Below are 12,458 nucleotides of genomic sequence, written 5' to 3'. Positions count from 1 at the left end.
AATTTTCAGAAAAAGGTTGTGAATTTACCTTCTTTTAAATGCTGATAATTTTCCATAGGTCGTTTGGTAATGCGTGAGTAACTCAGTATAGAGTTTCTCTAGTTCACGGTAAGTAGAAAAATGCTCTAGCAAAGGTGTATAGACTGCACTAGCCGTTACTTGCTTGCCAACCTCATCAATATCCGAAATCACCCCCAATGCTTTTTGCGATAAAATCATAGCACCCAAGCAGCCAGCCTCTTGACTCTCAGGGATATGAATAGGCATTTCAAAAATATCAGCAAGGATCTGTAACCAAAGTCCAGAGTTTACAAAGCCTCCCGTTGCTTGAACGCTTTTTATCTCGCCGACTACTTCCTCAAGCGCATGTGCAATGGCATGGATATTATAGGTAATCCCTTCTATAACTGCACGCGTCATCTCTGCTTGACCATGTTCATAGCCAAGACCAAAGAAGGCACCAGTCGCCGTCGCATCCCAAATCGGTGCTCGTTCACCTCCCAGATAGGGATGGAAAATCAAGCCTCGACTACCAGGTGGGACTTTTTCTGCCATTGTTGTCATTTCTTCCAGCGTGAGTTTGTCAGCAAATACCTGCTCTTTTAGCCAGGCTAGAACAGATGCACCTGAATTTGTCGCACCGCCTACAACCCAATGTGTTTCATCTAGAGCATAAGTGAAAGTCCTTGCTTTTTCATCAACAAGAGGTTGGTCGGTCATGACACGAATAGCGCCTGATGTCCCTATGGTCAGAGCCGCAACGCCCGGTTGCATGGCATTAACGCCTAGGTTAGACATCGGACCATCGGCTGCGCCCCAGATAAATGGTGTGTCGGGTGGAATATTCATTTTTTGCGCATCGTCTAATGATAAGCCGGATTCAATTTCGTAAGGTGAAACAATCTCAGGCAACTTATCACGTGTGATGCCTAACATATCAAGAATCTCATAATCCCACTGCTGATTCTCTAGGTGGTAAAGTCCTGTCGCACTAGCAAGTGATAAATCTAGCTTATAAACTCCAAATAAACGACAAAACACATAGGTTTTGATATCCATGAAGTATCGCACTGCCTGAAATCGCTCGGGATGCTTGTTTTTTAACCAAAGTAATTTAGCTAAGGGTGACATCGGTTGAATCGGTGTGCCCGTCCGCATGAAAATAGCATGCCCTAGCGCAGAGTTTCTTAATGTTGTTGCCTCTTCATTAGCCCGCGTATCAGCCCATGTTATGACGCGCGTTAATGGTCTAAAATCATAAGTAGCTCCAATCAATGAATGTTGCTGTGCCGAAAAACCAATACCCGCTAGTTTATCTGTTACTGTTAAGCTATCAGATACCGCTCGTATGGTGCCAATTACGGCATCAAAAATATCTTCTGGTACTTCTTCCGCCATCCCTGAAGGATTACGATAAAGGTCATACGCTATCGTATGACTTGTCTTAACTTCTCCTGATGCTGTAAAAAGTACAGCCTTTGTCGCTGTTGTCCCAATGTCAACGCCAATCCAATAAGTCATATTTTTCCCCCAATCCCCTCAATTGATATGACAAAAATAATAATTAACAGTTAAAAAAATTTTCTGAGTCTCCTCATATTTGATTTGTTAACGTTTCCATTTAATCAAATTATACTGAATAAACCCGTATAAAGCAATATGCAATCATAGAAGTGCCTTAATTTGCTTACGTTTAAGAAAAAAGGTGTTGGAAATGACTTCCAGCACCCATTTTTCATGATTAATTGTTTATAAGGTATCGCGCAAGCCTTTGTCAAATTGCGCTTTTCTAGCTTTTTCAGGTGTGATGTCGTTACCTTCAGGGTCTACGACCTTGATTGACTCGACATGGTGGCGCAAGCTTGATTTAACGCCAGAAAGATAAGCTTGGCGAAGTTCTGCTTGCTCGACCTTCTCGGCTTCTGTGAGGCCTTCTGTCTTTTTCTTACGAGCGAGTTCATTAATTCTTTCAATATCTTGAGGTGTTACCATTTTTTCCTCCTAAACGTGTGTGTATACTTGATTATTTTGTATTAATCAAGGTGAAGTCAGCAATTTGTCCTGCTTTTCCAGCGATATCAGCAAGCAAGCTCAAACGGTTATTTTTAAGGGCCTGGTCGTCTATCATGACCATGGTGTTATCAAAGAAATCACTGATTGGTGCTGATAAAGCGAATAAGTCGCTAATATTTTGTGTGCTATCGTCTGTCAATATCAAGGCTTGGTTAGCCGCAAACAACGCTTTTTCAGATGCATTCTCAAAGAGACTTTCGTCAATTGCTGGTGCTGTTTCAAGTTTGCTTGCCAAGTTGAAGACACGTGCCAAGTTTTCGACTGATGTTTTAAAATCAGCATCACTTGTTTTCGCATCAATGGCTTGGGCTGCAGCTCTTAAACTTGCCACATCAAGCGAACCAGTCGCTAATACTGCTTCGATAATGTCATAGCGTGCTGTACCTTCAAGCATCTTAGCCACACGACCATTGATAAAGGTCATGACGTCAGCTTTACGGTCATAGTTGAAACCATTCAAGTCGAGTGTATAAAGTTCGTCAATAAGCGTGTCCAACTCAACATCCCATTGTTGCGCTTCAACAATTCGTAAAACCCCTGCTGTCGCACGACGAAGGGCATAGGGATCGTTTGAACCACTTGGAATTAAGCCAACGGTAAAGAATGACAAAATTGTGTCTAGTTTATCTGCGATGGCAAGGACGGCACCAATCTCAGTTTGAGGCAGGTCACCATCAGCTGATGTTGGCATATAATGTTCACGAATACTTGCTGCGACTGCTGCATCTTCGCCTGCAAGGCGGGCATATTTTTCACCCATGACGCCTTGCAACTCGTCAAACTCACCGACCATTCCTGTTAAAAGGTCAAATTTGTAAATATCAGCAGCGCGATCAAGTTTTGCATCGTAATCTGCTGGCAAGTTGGCTTGCTGACGTAATTTCTCAGCGATCAATTTCACACGTCCCATGTGGGCATGGACTGAACCAATTTTTTCATGGAAAGTGACTTTTTTGAGTTTCTCAACCAAGTCAGAAATTTTAAGTTTTTGGTCTTCACGCCAGAAAAATTCAGCATCTTCAAGACGCGCAACTAAAACTTTTTGGTTCCCTTTAGCGACATTTTCAATGTGCTCAGCATTCCCATTTCTGACTGAAATGAAATGCGGTTGGAGGTTACCAGCTAAATCGCGCACTTCAAAATAACGTTGATGTTCGCGCATTGATGTGACTAGAACTTCTTCAGGCACTTCCAAATATTTGGCATCAAAATCACCCACGAAGGCTGTTGGATATTCTACTAGGTTATTGACTTCTTCTAAGAGGCCTGGTTCTAGGTAGATCTCCCAGCTATTTGCATTGGCAATCGCTGCAATTTGTGCTTGGATAGTAGCTTTACGAGCGTCTGCATCTGCTACGACGAAAGCTTGTTTCAAACTTGCTTCATAATCTGACGCATTTTCCAAAACGATCGTATTGTCGAATAAGAACCGGTGACCGTAAGTCACGTTGCTTGCTGTGACGTCGAGCAGGTCAAATGGCACGAGGTCTGTGTCGAGCAAGCTGACGAGCCACTGGATTGGGCGGACGAAAAGGAAGTTGTTGTTGGCCCACTTCATGTAGGTCGAGAAGTTCATTTTGCTGATGACGTCGCTGCCGATTTTGGTTAAAATATCAGCTGTTGCGATGCCAGCGATGTGTTTATTAGCGTAGTAGTAATCGCCTTTTAGGATCAAATCATCTGGTGTGACACCTTGACCACGCGAGAAACCTTGGATAGCTTTTGACCAGTTGCCTTCTACATCTTTGGCGATTTTGGCTGATGGACCTTTGACTTCTTCGTCGATTGATGCTGAGTCATCTGCTAGACCATTGACCAAGACAGCCAAGCGGCGGGGTGTTGAGAATTTAGTGACACTTTCAAAGGTCACGCGGTTTTCTGTCAAAAAGTCTGACACGCGCGTTGCAAGTTGTTGAGATGCAACACTTACAAGGTGCGCTGGCATTTCTTCTAAGCCAATTTCAAGTAAATAGTTTGCCATTATTTGTCACCTCCAGCAACTTCTGTGTATTTGCCGTTTTCTCCAAGATATTTATCACGTAGTTCTGAATCTTTTAAGAGTGGGAAACCAAGTTTCGCGCGCTCATTGATGAAAGTACGCGCCACTTTACGTGCCATCGTCCGAACACGATGCAGATAACCCGCACGCTCAGTAACAGAAACCGCACCACTCGCATCTAGCAAGTTAAAAGTATGACTTGATTTCAAGATGAAATCATAGGCCGGATGCACGAGACCCAAATCAAGTAATTTCGTCGCTTGTGCTTCATAAGTATCGAAAAGCGTCAAGAAAGTATCCGTTTCGATTTCCTCAAAGGCGAATTTAGAATGTTCGTACTCAGGCTCCGTATAGATATCGCCATAGAGCACGCCATTGCCCCACTCAAGGTCATAAACTGACTCAACTTCTTGGATATAAGACGCCAAACGCTCAAGACCATACGTGATCTCAGATGTCACAGAATCGACTTCAATCCCACCGACTTGTTGGAAATACGTGAACTGCGTCACTTCCATCCCGTCCAGCCAAACTTCCCAGCCAATCCCAGCAGCACCCATTGATGGATTTTCCCAGTTATCTTCGACGAAACGAATATCATGCTCTAGGGCATTAATGCCCAATGCTGCGAGGCTATCTAAATAGAGCTGTTGGATATTTTTAGGTGAAGGCTTCATCACCACTTGGAATTGGTGGTGTTGGAACAGGCGGTTCGGATTTTCCCCATAGCGACCGTCTGCTGGGCGACGTGAAGGCTGAACATAGGCAGCATTCCAAGGTTCTGGACCATTGGCACGTAAAAACGTATAAGGCGACATGGTGCCTGCACCTACTTCGTTATCGTAGGCTTGCATAAGATTAGCACCTTGCTTACTCCAAAATTCTTGGAGTGTTAGGATGATTTCTTGAAATGATAGTTTGTTCGACATAATTCCTCCATTATGACTGTCTTGCCATTTAAAATGTTGCATAGAACACAAAAAACGCCCTGACACTCAACACACATTGTGTTCTAGTATCAGGACGCCTTATCGACGCGGTTCCACCTGAATTCTTGATTGTTTTAATCAATCAAGCGCTCATATTCAATTTCAAGCTCCACCCGCGCCACTTGGTTTCATTGCTTTAGGCTATTTTAACAAATTTGCTAAAGTTTGTCAAAAATGATTAATGTCATGATGCTATCACAACTATCATGTCATCTAGCTTTTCATTCTTAGTGGCTAATTTAATATATAAGCATCTTAATATATTCTATGATATTTAAAACGGCATGTCATTAACAATTTTTTGATACTTCCCACTTTTTACCAAAAATTCAAAATAAGTAAAGTCTATCGGATATTTTATTTTGGTATTACCATGCAAACCTTCACATAGATACAAAGTCTTACCATAATAGCAGTTGAGCTCAGCCTGGTCAGCAACTGTACCAACAATCCCCTCTTGAATAGCTCGCTGATTCAACTCATACGCATCTTTAAAATGATAGGCCTGCGGTGCTTGTAAGCTAAACATATCTTCTCGAATTGTAACACTATCAACGCAGGCTCTGTCTAATGACTGAGCAAACGTCTCAATAGCAGGAATACAAGTAATTGAGTTACCATTTTCCTCCGCCCCTTTAATGCAATTACAGATTGTAAATTGATTGATAATTGGTCTAATCCCATCATGAAAAAGAATCATATTATCATCACTTGCACCATCCTTTTTAACCGCTTTAATTCCCTCTATAATTGATGCATGAGAACAATCTCCTCCCACTACGATAGCGACTACTTTATCAACTTTAAAACGTGCCACAAGCTCCTCAACGTACCTAACATAATCACAAGCAACAACGACAACAATCTTATCAATCAACTCGTTAGTTGAAAAGCGCTCCAACGTATAAATTAAAATAGGCTTTTCTTCTACTTCCATATATTGAATTGGCCCTAGTTTACTTGACATGCGAGAGCCTACACCACCTGCAAAAATGACAACATAATTCATGATAATTCTCCTTTTCATTATCATCGGCTATTTTTATTGCGTCAGTATATTATTTAAAATAAAATACCAAACGTTACTTTTTGTTGTAAAAAAAGGGGCTATATTTCTCCTATTCCCTAATATATACCACTTGTTATAATATACTTTTCGTTTCTATATTATCTTTAGTTTAATTATATCAAAAATATGAGTATTGAAAAGATATTTTTTTAAAATTTATAGTAAAAAATAGCACTTCTGTGTTAGTAAAACATTGTGTAATAAGATAGCACTTTTATGAAAATAAAAAGTCGCCATAATAAATCATGCGAGAGAATTTCCCAGTCGATTTATTATGGCGACTCAACAGCCTATATTTTAAAAAAATTGAAGCGATTCATTCTTAAAAAAATATACTGAATAAATTGGATGAGTTGTTGAAAAGACAAGTATTCATCTCATCGTTTTTTTCAGCATTTCTTGCTGATTGAAGACTTACCTACCTTACGAGTTTTTACTGTCGTTATATCAAAACATTTTGAATGTACCTGGAATACATCTTTTTTAAAATGGTCAAATCTATTTAATACTTTATAGAGAAATAGGCACTACAACAAAATGATAAATGCTATTCACTATCTTCGCGATGGTGTTTTAGAGAAAGATTTCTCCATTTTAGAGTCGTATTCCCCATAACAAATGGCCCTACCCTTAAAAAAGGTGCTGTAACAGTGATGATTTTATTGATTTTCTTCCATTTACCTGATGTCAAGTTTAGGAGCTTAGCTTGATGTTCATATATTTTTTGTACTGCATCATTATTTGAAACGCTTAAATTATCTTCAAACCCCCTGCCAATAAAAATATAATCACGGTATATCTCTATCGCAAAAACATCATCTGCAAAAACATCGTAGCTCAATTCTAATTCTACTGGATTTTCAGGGCTAGCACCAATATTGATAGGAGCTGATAATAAACTAAACAAGGCATTTTTATCACGTTCTCCATGAAGAATCAATTCTCCATCAACAAGTTTTATGTAGTCATCATCAAAAGAAATATCTCCTACATTTGTCCAAAATTCAGCTTCTCTTTCAAACTTGGGATTTCGTATCAAATTCCAGTGATAAACTTTATTTGAACTTGACTCGTTTGATACAGTAGGCAATACTGCTAACTCATTCACATGATTGTTCTCATAGTCTGGATAAATTAGCTGTGTTAATTGAGTAGCAAAATCAATCTGATTCATCTCACCAGAAATGATAGGCAGACTATAAGTTTCGCTCGCAAATTGATTCAATTCATTTAAGACCATCATTAAAAAATCTGCATTATTTAAATCCCCTTCAATAATTGACAACTTTAGTGCTTCCTGACCCCCATTTAATACTACTTTAGTTTCTGGTAAATACGTCTTCAAAAACACCATCAATTCGGCCAATGCGCCAGTCCATAGTTTCACATATGTATCATATTCATATAAAGGATGAAATGCTCGACTCATTTTTAATCCTTGAAATGATGGATTAATGACATATTTTTCATTATTATTTGTGATAAAATTCCCAATTATGTTTTCAACAACACCATATTTGACATCAGAAAAAAATCCAGTATCAAAACATCTGGATTACTAGCGATTAAATCATTTAATCCATCTTTTTCGTATTCACTTATCAACTGAGAGTTCAATTTTTTATCTTTTCCCAGCAAAAGTTTTTGTCTATCATAGTTGATAGGACTACTCATGAAACTAACTAGTGACATATCTAATTTTGTTGCCACAATAGCATAGAAATTAGATGTTTCCTCTAATTTTATAGGTTGTAAAAATTGACTTGAACCCAATAAAAATACTTTTTTCTTCATAGTAATATTATATCAAATTAAAATTTTTTAACAATACTAGAAACATACAATCAGCATCTTTTAGATAGTTGTAGAACCAAAAAAACGCCCGACGGACGTTGTCAAAAAGATTGATTTCATACGTTTTTTTGGGGTTGTTTTTAATTCAGTTTTACAAGTATAGTTTCAATTAGTAGCATTATTTAGAAGTCAGAATAACATTAGCTTTCTTTGATGTCACACCATTAGTAATTCTATAAAACTCATACTTATCACCATTTTTAATTACTTTAAATTGGTTAATTCGATCATTGGTAGGAGATGATAATAAAACCCTATCACTGCCTAAATCAAAATACTTATATGCAATCATATTATCCGTACTTGTCGTTAACGTAAATACATCATTTTTCACATCAACACTTTTCCAAGTTTTAGAATTTTCTGCCGTATATGTAGCATTTGGGATGACAGCATCTGTTTTTTGTAGTCTACCTATTCCCCAAGTAAGCAAAATACCTAATAGTACGCCAATAATTAGCGTGATAATTGTTTTATATATTTTCATTTTAAATCCCTTTCAGTAATATAACTCAGCTAGTTTGAACTAAAAATACATCCTTTACAGAATCTTTAAGTTGATATATCTTATATGTTTTGAATCGCTTCATAGACACGTTTGCAGTTATTAGTATCATGATACTCAAATATTTCATCTACGACTTTTTGATACTTTAAGGGCATCACTAAGCTGTCAGTTTCAATCTTGCTAACTAAGACATCAACAAGTGCATCAACTGTTTCAAACTTTTCCCCAAAAGGTAACTTTGCTTCAAAATCGTAAGATTCAGCAAGGTGTGTTAACGCATCTTGCTCATTATTTATATCTAAATAATAAACTGGTTTTTTAAGATAGGCAAAATCATAATGTACTGATGAAAAATCCGTAATAAGTATATCACCTTGAACCAATAAATCTACATACTTTTCAGTTGTGAAACTCACAACTCCTTCTTCTAAGGCATAATCACTATCTTGATGTTTTAACGATGGATGACTTACAAACTTCATCCTATAGTTCTTCTCTTTAAGAACTTGGATAAGTTTTTCAGAATTTAATAAATCATTTGTAATTTGATAATAATCACTCTCTTTAAATTTACTTGAATATGGATACTGTCCAGATATAGCATTAAAATTACTTACTAATTCTTTTCGCCAAGTTGGCATAAACAAAATAACCTTCTCTTTTTCGGTTTTAGAATTTTGTTTTTCCATTAATAGATCATACCTTGGAAGTCCCGTCAGTTTCCAAACTTTTTCCTCATAATCAAAATCCGGTAAGGATGATATCCCATTTACTTCAAACTCTCGTTTAGAAGATAAAATAAAAGCAGAAAAATTCTTAGCATTTTTAAAGCACCATGTACTTAAATCTATCCCTAATGCAATACCATGTTGTAAAAAAACATATTTTCCAATAAACAACATATAAAATGCCTTTAAGTTATTAGGTAAAAATTTTATCACAAAATCATCAGCATGTGAAGAAATTAATCTATCTGCTGCCAGTCCTAGAGCATGATGCTTAATGGAACCATATGCTACAACGTGACCAATCTTACTTAGCTCGTTGAATGTTTCAGAAAATTGATCCACCACAAAATAAACATCAATCTCAGGATGATTTTTAACGACATATTCAAAAAGTGCTTGACCATTATCCCCACCTACGTTAATTCGATCACTAATCAGCCAAATAGGTTTAGTTTTTTTTGAAATAATATCCTGATAGTATCTAAATAATTTAAAATCAACTGTTTGTAAAAATTGATTAACTTTTAAATTATTTTTCTCTTTTTGATTAGATATTTTCAATTTTTTATTATCAAGAACTAAATCATAGTTGTCATCAATTATCGTTCTAGAGAACTGACGAGCTGGGTTCAAACTAAGAAATTTCCCAAATGTTCTTACTGGAATAATCCAATCTTGTCCATTAAAAGCTTCAAATAAAATTACTTCATTTAGCATATTTTCACTTAATGGTATATCAACAGTAAAAAAGAAATGGGTTCTATAATTTTCTGACAGGGTTTTATCTGATAGTTTATCATTTAACCTAAGATTGAAATAATAGTATTTCTCATTAATAATCAGTCTCGCATTAGCAAATCTTTCAAAATCACTAGGATATAGAAGGTTTCCAAACAATCTAATACCTACCTCATTTTTTTCAGCACCAACTAGATTAAGTGTAATATCTCTTTTCTCATACAGTATCGTACTATCGCTCACATGCATGCCCATATTCAAGGATACAGCATTTGATTGCTTCAGTTTATAAGCTAAATAATACTTCTTTATCCAATAATTGGCATGCTTACATGAATTAATAATATCATAATCAATCAATAGTAATATCTCATCAATGATGAATTGGTACTCAGCTATTTCATCGCTTGAAAGTAATTTAGCATTTTTTTTAGGTACTTTGAGCAGCCACATCAAATCATAACAAACAGCCCATTGATAATACTTAGGAATAAATCCAAATTTAGCTCTGGCTTTGTGTAAGATGGAAAGCAAATTTTCAACTCTTGGAACATAATTTTCTTTTTTATCAATAATCGTATCTAGCGCTGATTTACCATGCTTGCGATACATATATAAGGATTCTTTTACAACACCAAGAGTCATTTTATCAGCAATTATTTCATTCAACAGCAGAAAGTCTTCAGAGACAATAACATCTTCAGGGAATTTTAATTTGTCTTTAGTAAATTTATCTTGTGCAATAAAAGCACTTGATGATGATAACTGTATAAAAGAAGGATTTTTATATAAGTCTACCAGTTGTGTTTTTTCATACTTGTAATTAAGCGGATGCTGCCCTTTCTTATCTCCAAAAAATTCTAGAGGAATTGACACGACATCTGTGCTCCCCTTATGTTTTTGGTAAAACTTATAAACATTTTCAATCGTTTCAGGCGATAACATATCATCAGGATCCATAAATGAAACCAATTCGCCTTTTATATATGGTAACGCTTTGTTTCTAGTTATCGCAACGCCTGAGTTCACATTGTTTTTGAGATAAGTAATATTATCGTATTTTTAGCATATTCAATGGCAATTGCCTTAGAATTATCAGGGCTAGCATCATTGACTAATAAAACTTGAATATTTTCAAACCCAATACTTTGAACAATTAAACTATTGAGGGCATCAGCTAGAAATTGCTCTACATTATAGACTGCCATGATAATCGTGACTTTGTATTCAAAAAATTCAAGCGCTGGATAAAAAGTTTTAAATATCCCATTGAGTGGTTTGAAATAGGACTTTTGTTCTCTTTTACCTTTTTTATCAAGAATTGTCGTCACTTGAAGGCTATCTAATCTATTAAAACCATTAATATCTTTATAAAAATAACCATATTTTCCTTTTTCCAGGTTATTTTCTTGAAAAACTATATCAACATCTGAAAATAAAATAGAAAACTCGCCATCATCATAAGAAAACGGTAACTCAAAATAATCTACTGGATTCTCTTTAGCAACATAAAATAAAACATCTTTTTCATCAGATTGCATGTTTTTAATTGTCAGTTTATCATTTTCATTTGAAATTATTTTAAACATTATATCAAACCTTTCTCTACAAGATAGTTGTATACCACACTTGCCATTTTTTCATATCCCACTTTATTCATGTGCGTCATATCAAGAAATACTTCTCCCATTTCATGCGGTCGTTCAAAATACGGCTGCATATCAATATATTCCCCATTTAACATATTTTGTTGTTCAACGGTAAGTGCTAAATGAGTACCAAACACAATAATATCTTCATCAGATATATCAATTTGCTTAAGCAAATTAGTACTTCGTACATAGTCATTCATTGAAAAATTTGCTCGGTTTTCAACATAAATAGACTTATTATCAGAAAGTGCATTTCTGCCAACAAGATTGGGTAGAGTATGTACATCATCACTACCAATACCATACATGACAGAATTTCCAAAGAAGTAAACTTTTTTATTATCCTTATTTTCTTCTTCATTTATCGGCGATAGACGATAACCATTTTTGCGGTTGACGAAGGTGGATGTTTTATCTGTCAAAGTATCATACCCACCTTCATGTGATTGTAAGCCCCAACCATCAAGTACATCATTCGCATAAACTTTGTTTTCTCCAAACCGCAGTAATGCTTCTGGAATAATACCTTGTTTCAAATTGGCGCGTGTTGTCGCAATCGTTAGCTGACTTACTTTTTCTTCTAGTACTGATTTATTTTTTATTTTAGTTGCAGTTGGAAAAACTACATACAGTACTTTCTTGTTCTGAGACTGAAGCTTATTTAAAGGAGCTACTAATACCCGATTATTAAAAGCCTCATTAATAAGATCTTTTAAATAGATGACGTTAAGTCAATTTTTTAGAGTAACAAACGTAGAATTTTAATCTATTTATTTTAAGCACTTACCTTTTCAAATTGATTAGGTGTAAGATACCCTAAACTTTGATGGATTCGTTTTGAATTATAA

At 36.1% G+C, this 12,458-nt stretch carries 12 protein-coding genes; all 12 read right to left on the bottom strand.

Going from position 1 to position 12,458, the window contains the following annotated elements; genetic code table 11:
• Positions 1–24: 24 nt before the first annotated feature.
• Complete coding sequence (locus HZR21_RS06395) at positions 25–1,521, bottom strand: gluconokinase (RefSeq protein ID WP_180746939.1); 1,497 nt, start codon at positions 1,519–1,521, stop codon at positions 25–27.
• A gap of 228 nt (positions 1,522–1,749) precedes the next feature.
• Complete coding sequence (locus HZR21_RS06390; RefSeq protein WP_003139133.1) at positions 1,750–1,992, bottom strand: DUF896 domain-containing protein; 243 nt, start codon at positions 1,990–1,992, stop codon at positions 1,750–1,752.
• 31 nt (positions 1,993–2,023) lie between these two features.
• Entirely contained in the window at positions 2,024–4,054 is a 2,031-nt protein-coding gene (glyS, locus tag HZR21_RS06385; RefSeq protein WP_180746938.1) for a glycine--tRNA ligase subunit beta, read from the bottom strand.
• The gene (gene glyQ / locus HZR21_RS06380) at positions 4,054–5,004 is read right to left on the bottom strand and encodes a glycine--tRNA ligase subunit alpha (RefSeq protein WP_180746991.1); all 951 of its coding nucleotides are present in this window, start codon (positions 5,002–5,004) and stop codon (positions 4,054–4,056) included. The genes glyS and glyQ overlap by 1 nt, the downstream gene beginning before the upstream one ends.
• A 331-nt stretch (positions 5,005–5,335) precedes the next feature.
• Entirely contained in the window at positions 5,336–6,070 is a 735-nt protein-coding gene (locus HZR21_RS06375) for an IspD/TarI family cytidylyltransferase (protein WP_180746937.1), read from the bottom strand.
• 607 nt (positions 6,071–6,677) lie between these two features.
• A complete protein-coding gene (locus tag HZR21_RS06370; RefSeq protein WP_180746936.1) occupies positions 6,678–7,559 on the bottom strand; it encodes a hypothetical protein in 882 nt (293 codons plus the stop codon).
• Between the two features lie 65 nt (positions 7,560–7,624).
• Positions 7,625–7,924: a hypothetical protein gene (locus HZR21_RS06365; protein WP_180746935.1), complete on the bottom strand. Its 300-nt coding sequence runs from the start codon at positions 7,922–7,924 to the stop codon at positions 7,625–7,627.
• Between the two features lie 178 nt (positions 7,925–8,102).
• Entirely contained in the window at positions 8,103–8,471 is a 369-nt protein-coding gene (locus HZR21_RS06360; RefSeq protein WP_180746934.1) for a hypothetical protein, read from the bottom strand.
• Between the two features lie 80 nt (positions 8,472–8,551).
• Entirely contained in the window at positions 8,552–10,987 is a 2,436-nt protein-coding gene (locus HZR21_RS12030; protein ID WP_180746933.1) for a CDP-glycerol glycerophosphotransferase family protein, read from the bottom strand.
• Entirely contained in the window at positions 10,984–11,547 is a 564-nt protein-coding gene (locus HZR21_RS11925) for a glycosyltransferase family 2 protein (protein ID WP_180746932.1), read from the bottom strand. Before HZR21_RS11925 ends, HZR21_RS12030 begins: the two co-directional genes overlap by 4 nt.
• Positions 11,547–12,146 (bottom strand): SGNH/GDSL hydrolase family protein, encoded by a 600-nt coding sequence (locus HZR21_RS06345; RefSeq protein ID WP_180746931.1) that lies wholly within the window; start codon positions 12,144–12,146, stop codon positions 11,547–11,549. Before HZR21_RS06345 ends, HZR21_RS11925 begins: the two co-directional genes overlap by 1 nt.
• A gap of 239 nt (positions 12,147–12,385) precedes the next feature.
• On the bottom strand, positions 12,386–12,458 hold a 73-nt coding region (locus tag HZR21_RS12025; protein WP_330872713.1), incomplete at its 5' end, for an IS3 family transposase.

The organism is Pseudolactococcus laudensis (assembly GCF_013449735.1).
GTDB classification, from domain to species: Bacteria; Bacillota; Bacilli; order Lactobacillales; family Streptococcaceae; genus Pseudolactococcus; species Pseudolactococcus laudensis.
This window is presented reverse-complemented; position numbering and strand designations above follow the sequence as displayed.

What these genes read in the sequence shown, in the direction of transcription:
- HZR21_RS06395 (WP_180746939.1), bottom strand. Translation starts at nt 1,521, where the DNA reads ATGACTTATTGGATTGGCGTTGACATTGGGACAACAGCGACAAAGGCT.
- HZR21_RS06390 (WP_003139133.1), bottom strand. Translation starts at nt 1,992, where the DNA reads ATGGTAACACCTCAAGATATTGAAAGAATTAATGAACTCGCTCGTAAG.
- glyS (WP_180746938.1), bottom strand. Translation starts at nt 4,054, where the DNA reads ATGGCAAACTATTTACTTGAAATTGGCTTAGAAGAAATGCCAGCGCAC.
- HZR21_RS06375 (WP_180746937.1), bottom strand. Translation starts at nt 6,070, where the DNA reads ATGAATTATGTTGTCATTTTTGCAGGTGGTGTAGGCTCTCGCATGTCA.
- HZR21_RS06370 (WP_180746936.1), bottom strand. Translation starts at nt 7,559, where the DNA reads ATGAGTCGAGCATTTCATCCTTTATATGAATATGATACATATGTGAAA.
- HZR21_RS06365 (WP_180746935.1), bottom strand. Translation starts at nt 7,924, where the DNA reads ATGAAGAAAAAAGTATTTTTATTGGGTTCAAGTCAATTTTTACAACCT.
- HZR21_RS06360 (WP_180746934.1), bottom strand. Translation starts at nt 8,471, where the DNA reads ATGAAAATATATAAAACAATTATCACGCTAATTATTGGCGTACTATTA.
- HZR21_RS11925 (WP_180746932.1), bottom strand. Translation starts at nt 11,547, where the DNA reads ATGTTTAAAATAATTTCAAATGAAAATGATAAACTGACAATTAAAAAC.